Origin of the sequence: Pelagibacterium sp. 26DY04 (assembly GCF_031202305.1) — a bacterium.
Lineage (GTDB): Bacteria > Pseudomonadota > Alphaproteobacteria > Rhizobiales > Devosiaceae > Pelagibacterium.
This window is the reverse complement of record NZ_CP101731.1, coordinates 1,559,264-1,582,025: the sequence shown is the minus strand read 5'-3', so window position 1 is coordinate 1,582,025 and position 22,762 is coordinate 1,559,264. Positions and strand designations below refer to the sequence as shown.

Below are 22,762 nucleotides of genomic sequence, written 5' to 3'. Positions count from 1 at the left end.
CGAGTTGGCGCAGACAAAAACCGGCTAAATCGATCACAGTTGCGTCATAAGTTCGTACATTTGGATTTCAGCACAAAAGTTGCTCATGTGCTTTCAGTTGCATTTTCCGTAAGCACAAGCGCTTGACGGTGCTGCATTATTCCGCTTGCATTCACATCAGATGGTCGGATGGACGGCGCCTTGTTTGCCGCCTCCCGGCCAGCACGAACGAAATCACCGAGGGGTCGGAGTTTTGTTCGTACAAAGGAGGGACTGCATGGACAGGGTGGATACGCGGCGTTCGACGCCGCTGCATCGGCAATTGGCCACGGTCATGCGCGGGCGGATCGCTTCGGGCCAGTATGCGGTCGGCACCACCATCCCAACCGAACAGGCCCTCGCCCAATCGTTCAATGTCAGCCGAGCTACCGTGCGGCAGGCGATCAAGTCTCTGACCACCGAAGGGCTGCTCAAGGCCAAGGCGGGGGTGGGCACGCTGGTCATCAGGGCGCAGGCCCCGGTGAAAGCGGCGACGCTGCGCGGGCTGACCGAGGATCTGCGCCAGCAGGGTATCGCCACCTACGCGCGCACGCTCTCGGCCCAGTTCGAAACCGCTACACCGGCGATCCGCAAGGCGCTGGAACTGGTGCGCGACGAACAGGTGCTGCACCTGACGCGGGTGCGAGACATCGCCGGGTCACCGTTGGCCCTGCTCAACTCCTACATCCCGGAATCGGTGGGGCTGATGCCTGACGAGAATTTTTCCGGGCCGCTCTACGAACTCGTCGAGCGCAGCCACCGCCTGCACATCATCTACGGCAAGGATTCGATCGGCGCGCGCGTGCCCACCACGCTGGAGCGCGAACTGCTGCAGATCACCGACGACACACCGGTCCTCACCATCCGCCGCACCGCGTATCTCGAGTTCGACCGGCCCATCGAATACGTGGAGGCCGCGATCCGCTCCGACCTCTACGAGTACAACATTACCCTTAGTAGATAAAGGACTGATCTTTATGACTAATCTCACCGCCGAGCTTCTCGGGTCGATCTCGGTCGACGAGATGTGGAAGCATCTGGAAAAACTGTGCGAATGGGATCGCAGCACCGGCACCGAGGGAGAGCTTGCCGCGGTCGACTACGTCAGGTCCGTCCTTGAATCCTATGGCTTGCCGGTCACCGTTCACGAATACCGGGCCTATATCTCCCACCCGATCAAGGGCGGGCTGGAGGTCGAGATCGGCGGCGAAAAGCAGACGATCGCCGCCAAGACCCGCGCCTTCAGCGCCAATACGCCGGCCGAAGGTGTTTCGGGCGCGCTGGTTTCGATCCAGGGCGGCAAGAATATGTTCAAGGCCGACAACGCGGTGAACCTCATTTCGCCCGAGACCGTGGGCGGCAAGATCGTCATTTCCGAATCCGGCTCTCGCGGATCGATGCTGGCGGCCAAGAATGCCGGCGCTTTGGGCTATATCCATATGTGGCCGAGCGACGAGGACGTGATCCACGAGGGAATCGTCACCCCCGTCTGGGGGACGCCGACGCCGGAATCGGCGGGCAATATACCGAACTTTCCGATCATCTCGATCAAGCACAATGACGGCGTGCGGCTGCGCGAGGCCCTGGAGAAGGGCACGGTTAACGCCACGCTGCATTCGGTGACCAAGACCGGATGGGCGAACGTCAAGATGCCGGTGACGGAAATCGCAGGGAAAGAAGACGATTTCGTCCTCGTCGCCGGCCATATCGACTCCTGGCACTATGGCGCGACCGACAACGCGACCGGCAATGTCTCCTGCCTCGAATTGGCCCGCGTGCTCAAGCAGCATCAGTCTCAGCTCCGCCGTGGCGTGCGCATCGCCTGGTGGGTGGGACACTCGACCGGCCGCTATTCGGGATCGACCTGGTATGCGGACAATCATTGGGACGAACTCGATGCCAATTGCGTCGCCTACATCAATATCGACTCGCCCGGCTCGCTCGGTGCCACCGACTATTCTGAAGTGACCGCCGTGCCAGAGACGGCTGCGTTGGTGACCGATGCGGTGGTCGAACTCACCGGGCAGACGCCCAATATCGACCGTCCGATGCGGGCCGGCGACCAGTCGTTCTGGGGCGTGGGGCTGCCGTCGCTGTTCATGCTGCTCTCGAACCGCCCCGAAGGCCAGCGCGCCGCCGTGGGCGGGTGCGGCATGGGTTGGTGGTGGCATGCCGAGGAAGACCTCGTCGACAAGGCCGACCGCGACGTGCTGCTCAAGGACACCAAAATCTACGCCCATGCGCTGCTGCGGCTGACGCAGGACGAGGTGTTGCCACTCGATCTCGATGCCCAGGTCGCAGACCTCAAGCAGCAGGTGAGCGCCATCGCCCAGGAAGCGGGCAGCCATATCGACCTTTCGAGCGTCACGGCGAACCTCGATGCGCTGGGCGGCGAAGTGGCCAAGATCAAATCCATGGAGCCGGGCAAGGCGAACGAAGCGATCAAAACGGTTTCGCACGCGCTGACGGCACTCTCATTCACCTATGGCCACCGGTTCGACCACGACCCGGCCATGCCGCTGCCTGCTTTTCCGACGCTTGATGGCGCGAAAAAGCTGGCCAAGCTCGATCCGGAGTCCAACGACTACGGGTTTCTTTTCAACCGGCTGATCCGCAACCGCAACATGGTCAACCATGAAATCAAGCGGGCAATCGCGGCCTGCCAGGCCTAGACGCGCTGAACGCGACAAAGCCCGGGCGGGGAGATCGCCCGGGCCAATAACAACAAGACGACAAGCGGACTTTCAAAGAGAGGACTTCAAGATGCTCAGACTCGCCGCAGGACTTGCGGCCCTGGCCATGCTTCTGCCGGGTGCCATGCCCGCACAGGCTCAGACGACGGGCGGCACGTTCAGCCTGCCCATCAATGATGACCCGCAGATCTGGCCGGTTGCCGGCGGTCTCTACAACATCCTCGTCAACAAGGTCGTCTATAGCGGGCTGGTACGCTATGACCTCGAAACGCTCGAGCCGGTCGGCGATCTCGCCGAGAGCTGGGAGGTTTCCGAGGACGGGCTGACCTATACCTTCACGCTGCGCGACAATGTGCTCTGGCACGATGGCGAGCCGTTCAACGCCGATGACGTGGTCTTCACGATCAACGAAATCTGGACCAATGAGGAGGTGCCCTACTACCTCGCCAACAATTTCCGCCTGATCGAGGAGGCGACCAGGGTCAACGACTTTACGGTGGAGGTTTCCCTCAGCCAGCCGCAGCCTTCGCTGCCGGTGCTGATGGGATACAATGCGGCGGTGCTGCCCGAACATCTGCTGTCGGAACTGACGCCGGAGCAGTTGGTCAATCCGACCGAATTCCTGCAGAACCCGGTGGGGACGGGGCCGTTCAAGTTCGTCGAATATTCGCCGGGCGCATATGTGCAGCTCGCGCGCAACGAGGATTATTTCGACGGCGTACCTCATCTCGACGCGATGACGTTCCGCATTGTGCCTGACGCGAACGCGCAGCTTGCGCTGTTGCAGTCGGGTGAGGTCGACCTGGTGGTGATTGAGCCGTTCCAGCTCGAAGCGATCGAAAACAACCCCAACGTCCAGATCCAGAGCGTGCCGGTCAACCGCCACGAATTCGTGGCGATCAACAACGGGGTCGAAGCGCTCTCGGATGTCAACGTCCGCAAGGCGCTGACCATGGGGCTGGATCGCGAGACGCTGCTGCAGGCGGTGTTTGCCGGTCGCGGCACCGTTGCAACCGGGCCGTTCACGCCGGCAGTGGGCTGGGCCTATGACACGAGCATAGAACCCCTGCCCTATGATCCCGAAGCCGCCGCCGCGCTGCTCGACGAAGCCGGTTGGGTTTTGGGGGGCGACGGCATCCGGGCGAAGGACGGCGTGCCGCTGAGCTTTACGCTGCTCTACGATCCGTCAAACCCCACGCGGGCCCGCACGGCCCTGGTGGCACAACAGCAATGGGGCGCGCTGGGCATCCAGATCGGGTTCGAGACCTCGGAATACCGCGCGATCGTCGAGCGTATCCGGCAGTCGCCGCCGGACTACGAACTCAACCCCAACTACCTGATCGCTCCGCCCGATCCGGACGGCATCGCCAACTATTATCTTTCGGACTCGCTGGCCAACTCCTGGGCCTACAACAATCCGGAAGTCGATGCGCTGCTCAACGAAGGGGCGACGACGGGGGATCAGGCTGCTCGCGCCGAGATCTACAAGCAGGTGCAGGCGATCATGCATGAAGACCAGCCCAATGTCTTCACGGTCTATCCCGACGAAATCCAGGCCCTGAGCGCCGCAGTCGAGCGGTTCCCGGAGGCGGGGTATCGCGACGCCCTGGGGTGGGCGCACCTGATCTCGAAGAGCCAGTAAGAAGCGAGAACGAACGTGGGCAGGTACGCCATCCGCAGAATACTGGAAGCGACGGCTCTGATCCTGGTGATCACCATGGCCACGTTCGCGCTCATCAGCTCGGCCCCCGGTGGGCCGAGCATCCTTCTCGATCCCAACATGACGCCCGAGGACACGGAACGGCTTCGGACGCTCTACGGGCTGGATCGCCCGATCCACGAGCAGTACTTTCGCTGGCTGTGGCAGGTGCTGCAAGGAAATCTGGGCTTTTCTCTGGGGGTGGGCCGGCCGGTGGCCGAACTCATCGCCGGGGCGTTGCCCGCCACGTTGCTGCTTTCGGGGCTGGCTCTTCTGGTTGCCGTGCTGGTCGCCGTTCCCCTCGGCATCGTGGCGGCCGTCCGGCGCAATAGCTGGATCGACCGGACGCTCACGACCGTCAGCTTTTTTGGGCTATCGCTGCCCGTGTTCTGGTACGGGCTGATGCTCATCATCATTTTCGCGGTGATCCTGCGATGGCTGCCGGCGGGCGGCATGTTCACGCCCGGCAATGGATCGCCGCTCGACCTGCTGCTCCATCTCATTTTGCCGGTGATCGCGCTCTCAACTTCACTGATGGCAGAGCTGGTGCGCTATACGCGCTCGGCCATGATCGGCGTACTGCGCCAGGATTATGTGCGCACCGCGCGCGCCAAGGGGGTCGCCGAAAACGTGGTGATCACCCGGCACGCGTTCCGCACGGCGATGATCCCGGTGGTGACGCTGTTGGGGCTGCTCATTCCGCGATTGATCGGCGGGGCGGCGGTGACCGAGACGGTATTCACCTGGCCGGGCATGGGGCGGCTGGCCGTTTCGGCGGCGTTCAATCAGGACTTCCCCACCATCATGGGCATCACGCTGGTGATTTCGGTGACCGTTGTCCTTTCCAACCTCATCGTCGACCTCCTCTACGCAAAGTTGGATCCCCGTGTCAGCTATCGATAAACCTTCCACCGCTGTCGCCAAGCGCTCGACCTCGCCGCTGGCCAGGAGCTGGCGCAGCTTCTGGCACCGACCGGGCACCGTGATTTCGGTGGCGGTGCTTGCGCTATTGACGCTGGCGGCGGTCTTCGCGCCGTGGGTTGCGCCGTATGAACCGGCCGAACTCGACATGTTCAACATGCTCGCCGGACCCTCGGCCACGCACTGGCTGGGGACGGACGAAAATGGCCGCGATATCCTCTCTCGCCTGATCTATGGCGGGCAGGCCTCGCTCTCGGTGGGGCTGGCGAGCGTGGTGGGCGCGGTGATCATCGGGGCGACGCTGGGCGGGCTGGCGGGCTTTCTCGGCGGCTGGGTGGATTCGGTGATCAGCCGGTTCATCGACGGCATGCTGTCGATCCCGATGTTCTTTTTCCTGCTTACTACGCTGTCGCTGTTCGGATCGTCGCTCACCAATCTGATCCTTGTGATCGCGGCGACCACATGGATGCCGGTGGCGCGGATCGTGCGCGGAGAAATCACCGCCAATCGCGAGCATCAGTACGTAGAAGCTGCCACCGCGCTTGGTGTGCCCAGGCTGACGATCCTGTTCCGCCATGTGCTGCCGCAATCGACGCCATCGATCATCGTGGCGGCGACGCTGGGGATTGCCGAAGCGATCATCGTGGAATCGGCGCTCTCCTATCTCGGATTCGGCGTGCGTCCGCCCACCCCTTCCTGGGGCAACATGCTGGCGGATGCGCGCGGCTACATTTTCCAGAATCCGGCCATGACCGTCTATCCCGGTGCGCTGATCTTCATCTGCGTGCTGGCCTTCAACACCATCGGCGACGCCCTGCGCGACGCGACCGACCCTCGCAAATAGGATCCCTCACAATGCGTATCTGCTTTCTGGGCACCAACGAACGGCTCGAATATCTTAAAGGACATGCGAGCCCCGGCGTCGAACTCGACAATATGGCCGACTATGTGGGCAAAGCTTCCCGCCCCTCCTCGATCGAGAGCCGCATGGAAGAGATCGAGTTGGCCCAATGGGTGATCGAGAGGTCGATGGAGGCCGAGCGGCGGGGTTTCGATGCTGTGATTACCGGCTGTTTTGCCGATCCGGGCGTGGACGCGGCGCGGGAGCGAGTGCGCATCCCGGTAATCGCGCCCGGAGAGACGGCGCTTTTGACGGCGCGGATGCTGGCGCACCATTTCTCGGTGATCACGCCGCTGACCCAGACAATACCCATTGCGCGCGAGCAGGTGCACAAGGTGGGGATCGAGCGGTTCGTCGCCTCGATCCGTCCGTTCGGCGTGGCGGTGGAGAAAATCCGCGACCGCGATCCCGAAACGATCGACAAGCTGATCGCGCTGGGGCGCCGTTGCGTGGAGCGGGATGGCGCGGAAGCCATAGTCTTTGCGTGCGCGAGCATGTCGCTGCTCACCGATATCGTGCAGCCGGAGATCGGGGTGCCTTGCGTCAATTCCGTACGCCTGTCGCTGCGGGCGGCCGAGATGCTGGTGGGAGCCGGGCTGACTCATAGCCCGGTGACCTTCCCTGTCCCCGTCAAACTCGATCACCAGGCCTAGACCATGCATATCCGTTCCGTCGCGGTTGCGATTGCCGAATTGGCCAACCAGACGCTCAAGACATCATATGGGTCGAACGTTTCGATCCGCCGCCATATCTTCGTTGCGGTGACCGCCGAGGACGGAACCGTCGGTTATGGGGAGGGCTCTCCCCTGCCCCATTTCAGCGGCGAGCGCGCCGAGGAGATGAAAAGCGTCATCGAAGCGGTGTTCGCGCCAGCGCTGATCGGGCTGGAGGTGTTCGAAACCGAGCGGGCGCAATTGGCGCTGGAAACAGCGCTGCCGCACCATCATGCGTCCAAGGCGGCGCTGATGAATGCGCTGGTCGACCTGCAAGGCAAGCTGGCCGGCCTGCCGGCGGCGGCATTGCTGGGCGGCGCGGTTTCCAAGCGCATTCCGGTGGGCGGGGCCGTCGGCATCGAGGACCGGGAGGCGGTTGCCGCGCGGGTGCGGGAGTTGTGGGCGCAGGGGACCAGGACGTTCAAGTTCAAGATCGGCGCCGATGTTGGCCGAGACATCGACGTGATCCGCATGCTGCGGGGGGAGTTTCCCGAGAGCCTGGAAATCCGGGCCGACGCCAATGCGGGGTTCACCTTTCCCGAGGCGCAGCAATTCCTCCGCGCCGTGGCCGATTGCCGGCTGCAATATCTCGAGCAGCCCTTAAAGCCCCATGACCGCAAGGGATTGGCGCGGCTGCGCGAGTTCGGGACGAGGATCGCGGCTGACGAGAGTCTGTTCGGGCTCGAGGACGCCTTCGAGTTGGCGGCGGAACGAGCGGTGGATGTGTTCATCGTCAAGCTGATCAAGCTGGGCGGGCTGCATCAGGCGCGCAAGGTGGTGGCGCTGGCCGAGGCGGCGGGGATCGCCTGCGTGGCGGTGAGCCCATATGAAACGGCGTTGGGCGTGGCGGCGAACTTGCACTTGACGGCGACATCGACGGCTTTCCCGTTTGCGGCGGAGCTTGGCGTGGGCGTTTCTTCGGTGGCGCTGGAAGGGAGCGACGGGATCGTCGTCGAGGATGGTTTCGCGCTGCTGCCCGAGGGAACGGGCCTGGGCATTGGCCTGCCCGCCGCATTGTTCGATGCCGCGCCACCTCAACGCGGGGCGGTTGCATGATTGACGACGAACAGCTCCTCTCGATCCGGGATCTTCGGACCTATTTCGACGCCGATGGGGAGACGGTGCGGGCCGTCGACGGGCTGAGCCTTGACGTGGGTTATGGGGAAACGGTCGCGATTGTCGGCGAATCCGGTTCGGGCAAGTCGGTGACTAGTCTTTCCATCATGCGCCTGCTCGATCAGGCGAGCCGGATCGCTAGCGGCAGCATCGTTTTCGAAGGCTCGGACCTGCTGGCCAAATCTGCCGACGAGATGCGGGCGATCCGTGGCAACGAGATCTCGATGATCTTTCAGGAGCCGATGACAAGTCTCAATCCGGTCTATACGGTGGGCGAACAGATCGCCGAGGCGGTGCGGCTGCATCAACGGCTTTCTCCCGAAAGGGCGCTGGACAGGGCGGCGGAAATGCTCGACCTGGTGGGGATATCCGAACCGCGCAAGCGGCTGGGGTCATTTCCGCACGAGATGTCGGGCGGCATGCGGCAGCGCGTGATGATCGCCATCGCGCTCTCGTGCAATCCCAAGCTGCTGATCGCCGACGAGCCGACGACGGCGCTGGACGTGACCATCCAGGCGCAGATCCTCGACCTGATGCAGACTCTGCAAAAGCAGGTGGGAATGTCGATCCTGTTCATTACCCACGATCTGGGGGTGGTGGCCGAAATCGCCGACAAGGTGGTGGTGATGTATGCGGGACGTGCGGTGGAAGACGGGCCGGTGGAGGAAATTTTCGCCCACCCGCGCATGCCTTATACCGCCGGGCTGCTGCGCTCCGTGCCACGGGTCGACCGGGCTGCCGAACATCAAGAGCGGCTCTATGCCATCCCCGGCAACATACCGGCGCCGACCAATCTGCCCGAGGGGTGCAGTTTCCATCCGCGGTGCGATTATTGCCAGCCGCGCTGCGTTGCGGCATTGCCGCCGCTGGAAACGGTCAACGCGCAGCATCGGGCCAGATGCGTACGCTGGCGCGAACTCGATTTGCGCCAGGAGGTCCCGGCATGAGCGCCCCTGCCCCGCTTCTAAAAATCGAAGACCTTTCCAAGCTCTATCCGGTCAAGTCGGGGGCGTTCTCGCGCAGCCGGGAGACCGTCAAGGCGGTTCAGGATTTCAGCCTCGATATCGACAAGGGCGAGGTGATCGGGCTGGTGGGGGAATCGGGCTCGGGCAAGACCACGCTTGGCCGATCCATCCTGCGGCTGATCGAGCCGACATCTGGCGCCGTGCGGTTCGATGGCGTGGACATCACCAAGCTCGGGCCGCGCGAGATGCGGGAGTACCGGCGCAGGATGCAGATCATTTTCCAGGACCCGTTCGGAAGCCTCAACCCGCGCTTTACGGCCGAGCAGATCATAGGCGAAGCCATCGACACGCACAGGTTGGCCCGGAACAAGGGCGAGCGGCGGGCGCGGATCGTGGATCTGCTGGAGAAGACGGGACTCAGTTCCAGCCATCTGACGCGTTATCCGCACGAGTTCTCGGGCGGACAGCGCCAGCGCATCGGTATCGCGCGAGCACTGGCGGTGGGACCGCAGTTTATCGTGGCGGACGAGCCGGTTTCAGCGCTGGACGTGTCGGTGCAGGCGCAGGTGCTCAACCTGCTGCAGGATCTAAAGCGCGATCTCGACCTCACCATGTTGATGGTGGCGCACGATCTGGGCGTTGTGGAATACGTGTCGGACCGGGTGGTGGTGATGTATCTGGGGCGGATCATGGAGGTGGCGCCGGCGCGCAAGCTTTACGCCAATCCGATGCATCCCTATACGCGGGCACTGCTTTCAGCGGTGCCGGTGCCTGATCCCACCAAACGCCGGACGCGCACGATCCTGCGAGGGGAAATTCCGAGCCCTATCCACCCGCCGTCCGGGTGCGTATTCCGCACGCGATGTCCGCTGGCTATCGATGAATGCGCCAAGGTCGTCCCGCCGCTCGAGGCGGTGAGCGAGGGGCATTTGAAGGCCTGTATCAGGACTTAGGCTGCTTGGGCTTGCGTCGGGCTGCCGCTGGATTCCGGGAATGAACAAATCCCGGAATGACAGTTGGTTAGTGCAAGATCTTCCGTCCAAATCGATTGGAGGCTGACAGCATGCTGTCAGCCTAATCGCTTCAGTTCGTCTTGACGCCGGGCAGGTCGAAGGTTGCGACCATGTTGGCGAATGCGAGCTTGTCGGTGTCGGAGGCCGAGGTGATCTCGGTTGCCTTGTTCAGCAGATCGCGGAATTCCACGATGGCATCGCTGGCGTTATCGACCGGTAGCGGCTCACCCTCATAGCGGGCAACGAAACGGGCTGCGACGCGGCCGAGCAGTGCGAGAATGGCGGCGTTTTCGGCGTCCTCTCGCGCGAGCTGCTGTGCCTTGCGGTGAAATTCGGCGTAGGTCCGAATGCCGCCGTTCTGCTCGTTTAGCCATCCGTAGAGGTCGTGCACACCAAGTCTCCTATCCTTTGTGCCCGGTGGCCAGTTCTCTGGACACCGGAAACCGGCGTGTATATCAAAAGTGAGACGCTGAGGAAAGGGGACCGGATGCCGAACCAATTCGAGGAAATCGGAAGCCGCTTGCGGGCCTATCGCATGGGCAAAAACCTAAGCGCCGACGATATCGCAGCCCATCTGGGCATATCCCGGGCGGCGGTCTATCGCCTGGAGAAGGGCGAGATCGTCAAGATCCAGATTCTCGAGTCGATTTCCAAATTTTTGGACGTTTCCCTGCCCTCCCTGCTCGGCGTGGGCGTCGAGTATTACAGCAATGCCTTGTCGTTTTTTGAACGAATGCGGCAACTCGAGGAAAAATCGCTGCACCTGTTGGGCAATTTTTCGCCGGTGTCCTCATTGCTGCTGTCCCCTGATTATATGAATTATCTGCGGCTGATGCTGATCGAGGCGATTTCGGGCACGGTGGCCGACCGCGAGGCCGAGATCGCGAGAATCGACAAGATTCTCGATCTGCTCAGAGAACGTCGCGCGAGCGTGATTCGTCGGCGGGTCCCCGTGGTTTCGATCGTGGGCAGCCAGGATATCGAACGCTTCCTGCTGCTCGGCATGGTGGGGCGGTTCGACCTGCCGCCCGAAGTGGTCGCCGAACGGCGGGCGGCGGCCCGCGCCGAGATCGAGCGGCTGTGCGAAACCATGGAGCGCCAGCCGATCGGAACCCAGATCGGCATCGTCGACGGACAACCTCCAAGCCAGACCTTCCAGATCTATGAGCGCGAAGACGATTCAGCGGTGACACTCTCGCCCTACCGGCTGGGGGACCAGCCCAATATCTCCTCCGGGATCGCCATCGTCACATCGGCACCCGAAGCAGTACGGCACTTCAAGGAAACGCTCGACGCACAATGGGCATTGGCGAGAAAAGGCGTGGACGGAGCGGAGATGCTGCGGCGTATTCTTGACCGGACCGGAAGCATTGCCGCCTGACCCGAGCGATTGACAAAATCAGCCGGTTCACGCATTGTCTCAAAAATGAGACAGCACAGTTTTGCCGACGTTCCGCCGGTTGCGGACGCCTTTTCAGCCCAGGTCGCCGACACCGCCGCGCGGGTGGTCGCCAACGACTGGGTGAACGCCGAATACAAGCTTATCGTCCTCGATGCGCCGGGGCTGGCCGCGACGGCTGAGGCCGGGCAGTTTTTCAACATCGAATGCCCGGTGGTGGGCGAGGACAAGCCGTTCTTCCGCCGGCCGATGAGCACCTATGCAGCCGACTCGGTGAGCGGGCGAGTGGCATTTCTCTATAAGGTGGCCGGTGCCGGAACGCGGGGGTTGGCAGCGTTGGAGGCCGGTGAAACGACACGCATTCTCGGCCCCCTTGGGGTCGGCTTCACCTTGCCCGAGGACATCGGGTCCATTGTCGTGCTGGGTCGCGGGGTTGGCTTGGCGACACTCGCGCCTCTGGCGGAAATGGCGCGCGAGCGCGGGGTGGCGGTTACGGCCATCGTCAGCGCACGCGGCCCTGAGCAGGTGCTCTCGGTCGAGCGCTTCCGCAATGCGGGAGCCCAGGTGGAAATCGTGCTCGACAGCGACGGGACGAGCGACATCGCCAATGTGGAAGCCATTTTGCGGCGGCTGCATGCCGAGGGGCGAGCCGATGGGTTCTATACCTGCGGCTCGAACCGGCTGATGCTTTTGATGCAGAATCTGGCGGCTGAACTGGGCATCTATGGCGAGGTGGCCATGGAGCAGCAGATGGCCTGCGGATTGGGCATGTGCTTTTGCTGCGTCCGCAATTTCAATGTCGAAGGCGAGATCGTTTCCAAGCGCGTCTGCTGGGACGGACCGGTGTTTCCGCTGGCGGAGGCGACCTCATGGTAGATCTCGCCGTCGACATGGGCCGTGGGCTGGTGCTGGCCAATCCGGTGATGCCCGCTTCGGGAACCTTCGCCGAGGGGCTGGCCAAGGTGGTCGACCTCAACGGGATCGGCGCACTGGTCACCAAGACGATCACCGCCGAGCTGCGCGGAGGCAATCCGGTGCCGCGCGTTTCCGAAGTCGCCAACGGGATGCTCAATTCGATCGGCATTCCTTCCAAGGGCATCGATCATTTTCTCGATGAGACCCTGCCCTTCTATCGGCAATTCTCCAGCCCGCTGATCGTTTCGATTTCGGCGCCGACGGTGGATGACTTCGCGCGGGCGGCCGAGCGCCTCAATGTCGAGGGCGTTGCGGGTATCGAAGCCAATATTTCGTGCCCCAATATCGAAGAGGACGGTAAGGCGTTCGCCATGCGACCCGGCACGACCGAGCAGGCGGTTTCCGCCATGCGCAAGGTGACCGAATTGCCGCTCTGGGCCAAGCTCACGCCCAACACGGGCGACATTGCCGCCGTGGCGCGCGCGGCCGAGGCGGCCGGGGCGGATGGCCTGGTGGTAGGCAATACGATCCTGGCGATGAGCGTGGACATCGAAACCATGCGGCCGACGCTGGGCAATGTGATGGGGGGCCTGTCAGGCCCGGCGGTCAAGCCGATCATGCTGCGCATGACGTATCAATGCGCGCGGGCTGTGGACATTCCAGTGATCGGCTGTGGCGGGATCGCCAGCGCCAATGATGCCGTGGAATACCTGCTGGCCGGGGCGCGCGCCGTTCAGGTCGGGACGGCGACCTTTATCAAGCCGGGAACCATGGACGAGGTGATCGCCGGGATTGCCGCCTATTGCCGGCGCAAGGGGTTCAACCGCGTGGTCGAGATGATCGGGGCGCTCAACGCCGAGATGATGGCGCCCGACGTGATGGAGGCGGCGCAATGAATGTCGTCTCGCCGGTGCCCGAGATCGCTTGGGCGGGCTTTGACTCCGAACACGCGCTTGCCGAGGCGATTTTCGCCGAGCTGGCGCGCCAGACCGGAGATGGCGTGGGCATCACGCGCGAATGCTATTCCGACCGCGAGGACGCGGCGCTAGCCATTTTCTCCGCAGTGGCGGAGGCGCACGGGCTCCTGATCGACATCGATCCGGCTGGAAACCTCATAGTTCGGACGCCTGAGGATGATGGGTCTCGGCCCGCGCACTATATCGGCTCGCATGCGGATTCGGTGCCGCAGGGCGGCAATTACGATGGCGCGGCTGGAATCGTTGCGGGGCTGATCTGCCTTGTGCGACTGCGTCAGGCGGGACGCGAACTCACAACGCCGGTGCGGGTGATGATGCTGCGCGGCGAGGAAAGCGCCTTTTACGGGCGGGCTAACATCGGGTCGCGGGCGCTGTTTGGCATTCTGGACGGCAAGGATCTCGCTGCCCGCTCGCGCGGCGTGGGGCGGACGCTGGCCGAAGCCATGGAAGCGACGGGCATCGATATCGAGCCGATCCGCGAGGGCAGAACTCTGTTCGATGTGAAAAAGGCCGCGAGTTATCTCGAGCTGCATATCGAACAGGGTCCCGTGATGACCGACCGCGAGTTGCCCGCGGCGGTCGTCTCGGGCATCCGTGGCAATCTACGGCACCGGTGCGTGGTGTGCCGAGGAGAGGCCGGGCATTCGGGCACCATTCCGCGCTGGCTACGCAAGGATGCGGTGTTCGCCTTCGCCGACCTGGTGGGCCGGCTGGACGAGCACTGGCGCGTGCTGCTGGAACGCGGGCTTGATCTGGTGGTGACCACGGGGATCGTGGGCACCGATCCGGACGAGCACGCGATCAGCCGTATTCCGGGCGAGGTCATGTTCTCGTTCGAGGTCCGTAGCCAGAGCCATGATACGCTGGAAGGGTTTTACGAGCTGTTCCGCTCCGAATGCCGAGCCGTCGGGCAGCAGCGGGGCGTGGTGTTCGAATTCGACGATCGGGTCTATACCGAGCCTGCGCGAATGGATACCAAGGTGATCGAGATGCTTTCCAAAGCGGCCAGCGAATGCGGGCTCGACCCGCAGACCCTGCCCTCGGGCGCCGGGCACGACGCGGCGGTATTCGCCAATGCGGGCATTCCCTCGGGGATGGTGTTCGTGCGCAACGCCAACGGCTCGCACAACCCGCATGAAGCCATGGATATCGATGACCTCATCAAAGGCACCGATGTGCTCTATAAGGCCGTGACGTCGTCCAACTGATTCTCGTTTCTTGTCGCGAGGTCGAACCGAAAAAGTTTGCAACTTTTTCTGACCCACTCCGAAAGGCACCCTATGAGATCGATCACCCTGCGCAAGCCCGTGGACTTGCACGTTCATTTCCGCGACGGGGCAGTGCTGCAATCGGTGGTGCCCTATACGGCGCGGCAGTTCGAGCGGGCGATTGTCATGCCCAATCTCGTGCCGCCGGTGACGACGGCGGCGATGGCGGAAGCTTATCGCGAGCGGGTGCTGGCGGCAGTGCCCGAAGGGGTCGATTTCACGCCGATGATGACGTGCTATCTGACCGATGACACCAACCCCGGTGATCTGGTCGCCGGGCACCGGGACGGCATTTTTGCGGCGGCCAAGCTTTATCCAGCGCATGCGACGACCAATTCGGCGCATGGGGTGACTTCGGTAGAAGGCCTCGATCCGGTGTTTGCGGCCATGGCGGAAGCAGGGATGCCGCTGTTGACGCATGGGGAACTGGTGCATCCGGAAGTCGATATCTTTGACCGGGAAGCGCGGTTCATCGACGATATTCTCGCGCCCCTACTCGACCGGCATCCTACGCTCAAGGTGGTGATGGAGCACATCACGACCGAGCAAGGGGCGCAGTTCGTGGCCAGCCGCGGCGATCGGATCGCGGCAACGATCACGCCGCAGCATCTGCTCTATGACCGCAACGTGCTGTTCGAGGGCGGGATCAGGCCGCACTATTACTGCCTGCCCATTCTCAAGCGGCGCACGCATCAGCTCGCCCTGCGCAAGGCGGCAACGAGCGGGTCCGCAAACTATTTCCTGGGCACCGATACCGCGCCGCATCTCAAGCACTTGAAAGAAGCGGCATGTGGGTGCGCCGGGGTGTTTTCGGCGCCGGTAGCGGTCGAGGCGTATCTGAAAGTGTTTGCCGAAGAAGGTGCGCTGGACCAGTTCGAGGCTTTCGCTTCGCTCAACGGGCCGGCCTTCTACGGCTTTGCACCCTCGGAAACCCGCGTCACCTATGAAGAGCGCGCATGGACGGCACCGGAAAGCGTTTCGGTGGAAGATCGGGAAATAGTCCCGTTGTTTGCCGGCGAGCGTGTTGACTGGACTTTAAGCACAGGGTTATAGCGAACCGGTTGCACTCAATTTAACCGCCGTGGCGGCGCTGGACCTTCCGTCTGGCGGCCGCGATTTTGCGCGACCGCACAAAGGACAAGATGAAGGGACCCTCATAGCATGAGCACATTGCGCCTCAGCGACGACAAGAAAGCCATCGCCCGGCAAACCGCCCGGATGATGCTCGAAATCAACGCCATCCATTTCAACGCCGAGCATCCCTTCGTCTTTACGTCCGGCTGGGCCAGCCCAGTTTATGTCGACTGCCGCAAGCTCATCTCCTACCCGCGCCTGCGCTCGAAACTGATGGATCTGGCCGCGCATACCATCGCTACCGAGATTGGGTACGAGTCGATCGACGTGGTGACCGGTGGCGAGACGGCGGGCATTCCCTTCGCAGCCTGGATCGCCGACAATCTGATGCTGCCCATGCAATATGTGCGCAAAAAGGCCAAGGGGTTCGGCCGCAATGCTCAGATCGAGGGTGAAGTGGTGACCGGCGCGCGCACGCTGCTGGTGGAGGACCTTGCAACCGACGGGCGCTCGAAGGTGATGTTCGCCGATGCGCTGCGCACGGCCGGCGCAAAGGTCGATCATTGCTTTGTGGTGTTCTTTTACGACATTTTCCCCAAGAGCCGTGACCTGATGAAGGAGCTGGGGATCGAGCTGCATTACCTTGCCACCTGGTGGGACGTGCTCGATGCAGCCAAGGAATCCGGGCATTTCGACGCCAATACGCTCAATGAGGTGGAGAGCTTCCTCAACGATCCGGCGACGTGGTCGGCGGCGCATGGGGGGATTTCGGAGTTTGCGCCGGCCAGCAAGGGCTGAGCGCTTCAAAGCTTCAAATGAAAAGGGCCGCCCAGTGGGCGGCCCATTTCTTTAGGGCGCCAGGAGGCGCGGGAGGAACATAGAGATATCAGGCAGATAGCTGATGACCAGCAGGGCCAGAAGGTTCACGATGATGAACGGCATGATGCCCGAGATGATCTTGGTGACCGACTCCCCGAGGGTCGAGGAGGCGACAAATATGTCGAGTCCAAAGGGTGGTGTTATCATGCCGATGCATGTGTTGAGGCATACGATGATGCCAAAGTGAATCGGATCGATTCCGAAGCTCTGCGCCACCGGAAAGAGAGCGGGGACCAGGATCAACATCGTCGAGTTGGGATCGATGAACATGCCTGCGACGAGGAACAAGACGTTCACGATCAGCAGGAACACGATCCAGTTGGCATCGATCATCTCGAGGAAATCGATGACCATGGCGGGAAGCTGGGCCAGGGTGATGAAGTAGGCAACGATCGAGCCCATGGCGAGGAGCACGAATATGGTGCCCGTGGTCACCGCGGCGCCGGTCGCGACATTGATCACGTCCTTAAAGCCCATATGGCGGTAGATGACCACTTCGACAAGCAGGGCGTAGGCGACGCTGACGGCTGCGGCCTCGGTGGGGGTGAAGAGGCCAGAATAGATACCGCCCAGCATCACCACCGGCAGACCGATGGCCCAGATGCTGCGGCCGATCACCTTCATGCGTTCGCTCCAGGGCAGCGGAGCATCGCCGGTCAACCCGTTGCGATAGGCGTAGATCAGCACATAGGCACAAAAGACCAGCGAGAGGAAAACACCAACGACAAGGCCGGCGGCAAAGAGCGAGGCCACCGAGGTGCCGGTAAGCCAGGCATAGATGATCAGCGTGATCGAGGGTGGGATCAGCAGCGCAACCTCCGAGGAGGAAACGATGAGGCCCAGGGAGAATTTGTCGGAATAGCCCTGGCGCTTGAGTTCGGGATAAACGATGCCGCCCAACGCGGCCACGGTAGCGGGCGCGGAACCGGAAACCGAGCCGAAAGCTGCGGCGGTCGCGACTGTGGTCAGGCCCATGCCGCCACGGCGATGGCCGAGAAAGGCGCCGACCAGGTTGGTGAGGTGCCGGGCGATGGAGCCCTTGGACATGATCTCGGCGGCGAAGATGAAGAAGGGGATGGCGAGCAGCGTCGAATGATTGATGCCGCCGACGATGCGCTGACCGTAGATGAGGTCGGGCATCGTTGAATAGAAGAATTCCTTGGTGAGAATCCCCGGCAAGCCGAGAACGATGAGCATCTCAAAGCCGAGGAAAAGCAGCGCCATGGCGCCGATAACGATAGCGGCGATCAACATCAGTGCGCGGCTCCAGAGGGTTGCGACCAGCGGTCAAAAAGGCCGAACAGGCTCAAGGCGTAGCGCAGCGCCAGGAGCAGGAAGCCGGCGGGGAGCGCGTAGTAAAGAATGGAGGCGGGAATCCTCAGAGTGGGGCTGAACTGGCCTGTTCGGGCCACGTTCTGAGCCATTTCCAGCCCGACCCAGGCGATATAGAGCGAGAGGACGAGGCCAGTCAGATCGATGACCCGTCCAAGCCAAAGCCGGACCGTGGGGCTCATGCGCTCGAGGAAGCTGGTCATGGCGATCTGCCGGCCTTCCTGTAGCGCGAGGCCAAGCGAGAGGAACACCAGCCAGACCATCATGTAGCGAGCGCCCTCATCGACCCAGGCGACGTTGCGCGAATAGGCGGGCACGATTTCGCGCACCAGAACGCCACCGACGGTGATGATCACCATGGTCAGCATCAACAAGGCGAGCGCTATGCGCTCGAACGAAGCAAGGGCGCCCAGCGCTCTTGCAACTGCATCTTTCGGGTTCATCTGATTGGCACCCCTATTTAACAAGAAGAGGCGCCAAGCTGTATCCAACTCGGCGCCCGTTCGAAACTTGCGGGGCGCTTGTTTCAGCGCATCCGCATTGGCAACAGGCGATTACTCGCCGACGACGGCAGCGTATTCGGCTTCGTAGGTATCGACGATCCCCTGACCGGCATCACCAGCACCGGCAAGATAGGCGTCACGGGCCGGGCCGTACATGGTTTCGCGGAACGCGGCGCGCTGGGCGTCGTCGAGCTCGTAAATGGTGATGTCGCTCTCGCGGATGGCTGCGAGGGCAGTTTCCTGCGCGGCTTCCTTGAGGGCTTCCACTTCCGGACGGACTTCTTCGAAAGCTTCGACGATCACGGTCTGGTACTCGGCAGGAAGCGAATCCCACCAGCCCTGGTTGAACATCACGATGTCTTCATTGGCGCCGTGCTCGGAGATCAGGAGGTAATCCTGTACTTCCTGATACTTCATGGTGGCGATGGTATCGAGGGCGTTTTCCTGCCCGTCGACCACACCGGTCTGGAGGGCGGTATAGAGCTCGCCGAAAGGCAGCGCGATGGCAGAAGCGCCAACGGCATTGAACTGCTCGATCAGCACCTGGGAATCCATGACGCGGAAGCTCTGGCCGGCAAAGTTCTCGAGCGCGGCGATGTCCTCGTTCGAGGTGATTGACTTGCGCCCGTTCGGCCAGATGGCAATGGCCTTGAGACCTAGCGGCGCGAAGCTATCGAGGACAGCCTGGCCAAAAGGTCCGGTGCGCAACGCGTTGGCCTGCTCGCGATCGGCAGGATAGAGGAAGGGCACGTCGAGGATCGAAACGGCGGGGTTGAAGCCGGCGAGGAAGGCGGCAGGCGACACGGTGCCTTCCAAGAGGCCAAGCTGGGTGCCTTCGTTCATTTCGCGGGCCTGGCCGAGCTGGCCGGCCGGGAAAAGCTGGAACTCGACGGCGCCATCGGTGCGCTCGGAGACGAGCTCGGCAACCATTTCGAGGCCTTGGTGGCGCGGCTGCTGATCGGATTCAAGGTGACCGATGCGGGCGACGAATTCCTGGGCAGAGGCGGGAAGTGCCCCGGCGAGCACTGCACAGATTGCTGCCGAAGCAAGCAGGACACGGCGATTCATGATGTTCCCCTTTTGAACGCCAGAGTGATGGTGAAGCTACAAGACACTTGCGTCACAATCGCTGTCAAGATCAATTCTCAAAAAGTAGACAAGCTTGCATAATGTGCGCAAAGCTTGTGCAACGCGCCGAAAAATGTCGCTCCGACACCTTAAGTCCTCTTACCTGCGACCGTTTCATCAACATCTCCAAAAATTTAGACAGTATCCTGAGCCGCCTTCATGTCGAGTTCGACCGACATGGTAGCTAGCACGACTGCCGCTTCTGAAGGCAACAGAGCAGTGACTGCGGCACCTTTGTCGAAGCCGGGCAATAGGGAGATGATGACCAAACCTTGAGGCTCCAGCACCTCCCTGCCCTGTCGCTCGACGGTCGGCAATGCGGACGTTGCGGCATCAGACAAGCCGACATGACAGCCGGAGACACCTTCGACAGTCATGATCTTGTCGAAAAGCGATCCGTCAGTTACCGGGCCGTGCAGCCGGCAGACGATGACCTCCCTGCCCGGCAGTTCTCCCAAACTGGCAACGAAATCGCCGACGCAACGGGAATTATCGCGAAACGTATTCATGACACGCCGTGTCCATGGCGTGGGAGCGTTGAGGCGATCAAGGTAAGGCGATGAGCGCGCTATCTCGGGCCCGCTCAATGTGTAGAGCGTGAAATAGCGCGGCCGTGCCTGCGCGCTACCCCAGCGCGTGCCCCGCAAAAAGCCGGGGATGGCCAGCCGTTCGGGCATGTGCTCGTGAGCGTGCCAGTCCTTGAAATCTTCTTCCGTGCCCCGCGACACATCGTTCCATATCGCTACGAAGCCACAGCCGCTAAGCGTGTTCATCCGCATTTCACCTCGGTTGCCTGCGCATCTGCGCGTCGGGAGATTGCCTATTTTAACGCCAATCGCAAGACGATGCCGGCACGTTGGGCAAAAATTTGCAGCCACTCTTGACGCCGGCGATTTCCTGCTGTCTCACTAATTAGACAAAACGGCCACCGGTCTTAAAATTGATACGCACTTGGGAGTGCCTGCGTTGAAACTGCTTCAAGCCACCGACGTCGCCAAGACCTTTCAGTCGCGTGGCGGTCAATCCGTCCAAGCCCTCGCCCCCACGACCTTCGAAATCGAGGAAGGCGAGTTTCTGAGCCTTATCGGCCCATCGGGCTGCGGCAAGTCCACCCTGCTGCGTATTCTCGCCGGATTGATCACGCCGAGCGCGGGAACACTGGAATGGCAATCAGGCGCACCCGCCAAGGGATCGGATATCGGTTTCGTGTTCCAGGAAGCCGTGCTGCTGCCCTGGCTCAACATTCTGGACAATGTCCGCTTCCCGCTCGACACCTTCGGCGAGCCGCGCAAGGAAAGTGACGAGAAGGCGCGGCAGATGCTCGAACTTGTCGGACTCAAGGATTTCGCCAAGGCCCTGCCCAAAGAGCTCTCGGGCGGCATGCGCCAGCGCGCCGCGATCGCTCGGGCGCTGGTCTATCGGCCCAAGATCGTGCTGATGGATGAGCCCTTCGGCGCGCTGGACCTTCTCACCCGTGACCGGATGAACGATGAATTGCTGCGCATCCGCCGGGAAGTGGGCGCGACGATCGTGTTCGTGACGCACTCGATCGAAGAAGCCGCGTACCTTTCGGATCGCGTGGCGGTGATGTCGGCGCGGCCGGGGCGGGTGCGGACGATCCATACGGTCGACCTGCCCAAGCCGCGCAGCGAAGCGACCAAGGATTTGCCCGGCTTCCACAACTGGCTTTCGGTGCTGCGCAAGGAGCTGAAATGACCCAGTCTCCGCTTGTCCGCATCGCCTCCTTCATCATCACCCCGATCGTTCTGATTGCGGCGTGGTGGGGCTATGTCACCGCGTTCGACGTGCCGCGTTTCGTTTTGCCCGGCCCCGATGCCGTGTGGGACGAACTGGTGCGACTGTTCACGACCGGCGAGATCTGGCCGCATCTGGGCCATACGCTGGGGGTGATCGTCGCCGGATTTGCGCTCGGTTCGCTGGGCGGCTTCGCCGTTGGGTTCGTGCTCGCCAAATGGCCGCGCGTCGAACGTGTCGTGGCGCCGTATCTGCTGTTCTTCCAGACGGCGCCCAAGATCGCGCTGGCGCCGCTGTTCATCCTGTGGTTCGGGCTGGGGCTGACCTCGAAGATCGTCCTCACCGTATCGCTGGTGTTCTTCCCGGTGATGATCGGCACGATCCTGGGGCTGCGCTCGCTCTCGCCCAACCTGCATCAGCTTTGCGAAATCCTGCGGCTCAACCGGTGGCAGAAGCTCAGGCGGGTGGAAATGCCGGCGGCTGTGCCGGAGATTTTCGCAGGCCTCAAGATCGGCGCCATCCAGGCGACGATCGGGGCGATCCTGGCCGAATGGCTCTCGGGCGGCATGGGGCTCGGCTATCTCATGGTGTTCGCCGGCACGACGTATAAATCGTCGCTGCTGTTTGCGATGGTTCTGGTCACCTCGCTGCTGGGCATCCTGGTTTATCAGGTGCTGGCGCAGGCTGAAAAATGGTTGCTGTCATGGCGATGATCGACCGTTCGGCAACCTGGCCCTGGAAGGGCGACAGCCCTGTGCACCTGCCCCGGCCCGAGATCGTGCCGACCGACTTCCTTTTGCCGGGCGATCCGGCGCGGGTGGATATGGCGGCGAGCGTGCTCTCCGATTTCGAGATCGTGGGGCAGAACCGCGAATTCCGCATGGGCGTGGGATATTTCGGCGGCCACCGGATTGGCATCTGCTCGACCGGGATTGGCGGCGCCTCCACCGAGATCGCCATGGTGGAATTGGCGGCACTCGGGGTGAAGCGGATCGTGCGCATCGGCGGCATGGGGGCGCTTTCGGACGATCTAGCGCTTGGCGATTTCGTGGTGGTGGAGAAAACCCCGGCCAACAGCGCCTGTGCCCGCCCCTACTCGCCCGCGGGTGAGCCCGTTCATGCGGCGGCGGCGATCGTTTCGGCGCTCGACGGAAAGCGCTCCAGCATGGGACTGGCTGGACGCACCGGGTCGGTGGTGACTGCCGATGGATATTACCGCGCCCAGGGCCGCCCGGATCACCGCGACGGCAACGCCAATCCTGATCTTGTCGATGCGCTTGCCGCGCTCGGCGTCGACGGGATCGAAATGGAAGCGGAAATCGTCCTCGCTGTCGGCGCGGCTCTCGGGGTCGAAGCCGGTGCAATCCTGGCCGTCCATGCTCACCGGCGCAGCGACGGGTGGCTGGAAGACTACGAACAGACCCAGCGCAACCTCATCGCCATTGCGGCCGGTGCGCTCGCGGACCTCGCCTCTTCATCGCCTGCTTAACCCT

The 22,762-nt window shown here is 62.4% G+C and carries 23 protein-coding genes; 18 read left to right on the top strand and 5 right to left on the bottom strand.

The genetic code is table 11. From position 1 onward, the window contains the following. Nucleotides 1-256: 256 nt before the first annotated feature. The 9 genes from NO932_RS07640 to NO932_RS07600 all read left to right on the top strand — a co-directional run bounded on the left by NO932_RS07640 (nucleotide 257) and on the right by NO932_RS07600 (nucleotide 9,979). Nucleotides 257-982: a GntR family transcriptional regulator gene (locus NO932_RS07640; protein ID WP_309210573.1), complete on the top strand. Its 726-nt coding sequence runs from the start codon at nucleotides 257-259 to the stop codon at nucleotides 980-982. 13 nt (nucleotides 983-995) lie between these two features. Next, nucleotides 996-2,690 carry a M28 family peptidase gene (locus NO932_RS07635; protein ID WP_309210571.1) on the top strand — a complete coding sequence of 565 codons (1,695 nt, stop codon included), beginning with the start codon at nucleotides 996-998 and terminating at the stop codon, nucleotides 2,688-2,690. A 91-nt stretch (nucleotides 2,691-2,781) separates the two neighbouring features. Further along, nucleotides 2,782-4,353 (top strand): ABC transporter substrate-binding protein, encoded by a 1,572-nt coding sequence (locus NO932_RS07630; RefSeq protein WP_309210569.1) that lies wholly within the window; start codon nucleotides 2,782-2,784, stop codon nucleotides 4,351-4,353. 15 nt (nucleotides 4,354-4,368) lie between these two features. Beyond that, on the top strand, nucleotides 4,369-5,313 hold the full coding sequence (locus NO932_RS07625) for an ABC transporter permease (protein ID WP_309210566.1): 945 nt from the start codon (nucleotides 4,369-4,371) through the stop codon (nucleotides 5,311-5,313). Continuing rightward, nucleotides 5,297-6,175, top strand: coding sequence for an ABC transporter permease (locus NO932_RS07620; RefSeq protein WP_309210564.1), 879 nt, complete (start codon nucleotides 5,297-5,299; stop codon nucleotides 6,173-6,175). Before NO932_RS07625 ends, NO932_RS07620 begins: the two co-directional genes overlap by 17 nt. 11 nt (nucleotides 6,176-6,186) lie before the next feature. Next, complete coding sequence (locus NO932_RS07615; RefSeq protein WP_309210562.1) at nucleotides 6,187-6,885, top strand: aspartate/glutamate racemase family protein; 699 nt, start codon at nucleotides 6,187-6,189, stop codon at nucleotides 6,883-6,885. Nucleotides 6,886-6,888: 3 nt separating this feature from the next. After that, a complete protein-coding gene (locus NO932_RS07610) occupies nucleotides 6,889-8,001 on the top strand; it encodes an enolase C-terminal domain-like protein (RefSeq protein WP_309210560.1) in 1,113 nt (370 codons plus the stop codon). Further along, nucleotides 7,998-9,008, top strand: coding sequence for an ABC transporter ATP-binding protein (locus NO932_RS07605; protein WP_309210558.1), 1,011 nt, complete (start codon nucleotides 7,998-8,000; stop codon nucleotides 9,006-9,008). Before NO932_RS07610 ends, NO932_RS07605 begins: the two co-directional genes overlap by 4 nt. Next, nucleotides 9,005-9,979, top strand: coding sequence for an ABC transporter ATP-binding protein (locus NO932_RS07600; protein WP_309210557.1), 975 nt, complete (start codon nucleotides 9,005-9,007; stop codon nucleotides 9,977-9,979). The genes NO932_RS07605 and NO932_RS07600 overlap by 4 nt, the downstream gene beginning before the upstream one ends. Nucleotides 9,980-10,109: 130 nt before the next feature. Here the strand turns inward: NO932_RS07600 and NO932_RS07595 are convergent, their stop codons facing one another. Then, entirely contained in the window at nucleotides 10,110-10,430 is a 321-nt protein-coding gene (locus tag NO932_RS07595; protein WP_309210555.1) for a hypothetical protein, read from the bottom strand. A gap of 96 nt (nucleotides 10,431-10,526) precedes the next feature. Between NO932_RS07595 and NO932_RS07590 the strand changes: the two genes are divergently transcribed. From NO932_RS07590 to NO932_RS07565, 6 genes are all read left to right on the top strand, one after another. Then, the gene (locus NO932_RS07590) at nucleotides 10,527-11,420 is read left to right on the top strand and encodes a helix-turn-helix transcriptional regulator (protein ID WP_309210553.1); all 894 of its coding nucleotides are present in this window, start codon (nucleotides 10,527-10,529) and stop codon (nucleotides 11,418-11,420) included. 45 nt (nucleotides 11,421-11,465) lie between these two features. Continuing rightward, nucleotides 11,466-12,314, top strand: a complete 849-nt coding sequence (locus NO932_RS07585; protein WP_309210551.1) for a dihydroorotate dehydrogenase electron transfer subunit — start codon at nucleotides 11,466-11,468, stop codon at nucleotides 12,312-12,314. Then, nucleotides 12,308-13,249 (top strand): dihydroorotate dehydrogenase, encoded by a 942-nt coding sequence (locus tag NO932_RS07580; protein ID WP_309210550.1) that lies wholly within the window; start codon nucleotides 12,308-12,310, stop codon nucleotides 13,247-13,249. The genes NO932_RS07585 and NO932_RS07580 overlap by 7 nt, the downstream gene beginning before the upstream one ends. Then, entirely contained in the window at nucleotides 13,246-14,538 is a 1,293-nt protein-coding gene (locus NO932_RS07575; RefSeq protein WP_309210548.1) for a hydantoinase/carbamoylase family amidase, read from the top strand. Before NO932_RS07580 ends, NO932_RS07575 begins: the two co-directional genes overlap by 4 nt. Before the next feature lie 72 nt (nucleotides 14,539-14,610). Continuing rightward, nucleotides 14,611-15,651, top strand: a complete 1,041-nt coding sequence (gene pyrC, locus NO932_RS07570; protein ID WP_309210546.1) for a dihydroorotase — start codon at nucleotides 14,611-14,613, stop codon at nucleotides 15,649-15,651. A 108-nt stretch (nucleotides 15,652-15,759) separates the two neighbouring features. Further along, on the top strand, nucleotides 15,760-16,470 hold the full coding sequence (locus NO932_RS07565) for an orotate phosphoribosyltransferase (protein ID WP_309210545.1): 711 nt from the start codon (nucleotides 15,760-15,762) through the stop codon (nucleotides 16,468-16,470). Between the two features lie 51 nt (nucleotides 16,471-16,521). Here the strand turns inward: NO932_RS07565 and NO932_RS07560 are convergent, their stop codons facing one another. From NO932_RS07560 to NO932_RS07545, 4 genes are all read right to left on the bottom strand, one after another. After that, the gene (locus NO932_RS07560) at nucleotides 16,522-17,805 is read right to left on the bottom strand and encodes a TRAP transporter large permease (RefSeq protein WP_309210544.1); all 1,284 of its coding nucleotides are present in this window, start codon (nucleotides 17,803-17,805) and stop codon (nucleotides 16,522-16,524) included. After that, nucleotides 17,805-18,326 (bottom strand): TRAP transporter small permease, encoded by a 522-nt coding sequence (locus tag NO932_RS07555; protein ID WP_309210543.1) that lies wholly within the window; start codon nucleotides 18,324-18,326, stop codon nucleotides 17,805-17,807. The genes NO932_RS07560 and NO932_RS07555 overlap by 1 nt, the downstream gene beginning before the upstream one ends. 111 nt (nucleotides 18,327-18,437) lie before the next feature. Further along, nucleotides 18,438-19,454, bottom strand: coding sequence for a TRAP transporter substrate-binding protein (locus tag NO932_RS07550; protein ID WP_309210541.1), 1,017 nt, complete (start codon nucleotides 19,452-19,454; stop codon nucleotides 18,438-18,440). A 194-nt stretch (nucleotides 19,455-19,648) separates the two neighbouring features. Beyond that, nucleotides 19,649-20,287, bottom strand: a complete 639-nt coding sequence (locus NO932_RS07545) for a hypothetical protein (RefSeq protein WP_309210539.1) — start codon at nucleotides 20,285-20,287, stop codon at nucleotides 19,649-19,651. A 184-nt stretch (nucleotides 20,288-20,471) separates the two neighbouring features. Between NO932_RS07545 and NO932_RS07540 the strand changes: the two genes are divergently transcribed. From NO932_RS07540 to NO932_RS07530, 3 genes are read left to right on the top strand one after another with little or no spacing between them, the layout of a single operon-like run. Then, the gene (locus NO932_RS07540; RefSeq protein WP_309210538.1) at nucleotides 20,472-21,230 is read left to right on the top strand and encodes an ABC transporter ATP-binding protein; all 759 of its coding nucleotides are present in this window, start codon (nucleotides 20,472-20,474) and stop codon (nucleotides 21,228-21,230) included. Then, on the top strand, nucleotides 21,227-21,982 hold the full coding sequence (locus tag NO932_RS07535; protein ID WP_309210537.1) for an ABC transporter permease: 756 nt from the start codon (nucleotides 21,227-21,229) through the stop codon (nucleotides 21,980-21,982). The genes NO932_RS07540 and NO932_RS07535 overlap by 4 nt, the downstream gene beginning before the upstream one ends. Further along, nucleotides 21,961-22,758, top strand: coding sequence for a uridine phosphorylase (locus NO932_RS07530; protein ID WP_309210536.1), 798 nt, complete (start codon nucleotides 21,961-21,963; stop codon nucleotides 22,756-22,758). Before NO932_RS07535 ends, NO932_RS07530 begins: the two co-directional genes overlap by 22 nt. Nucleotides 22,759-22,762: the final 4 nt, after the last annotated feature.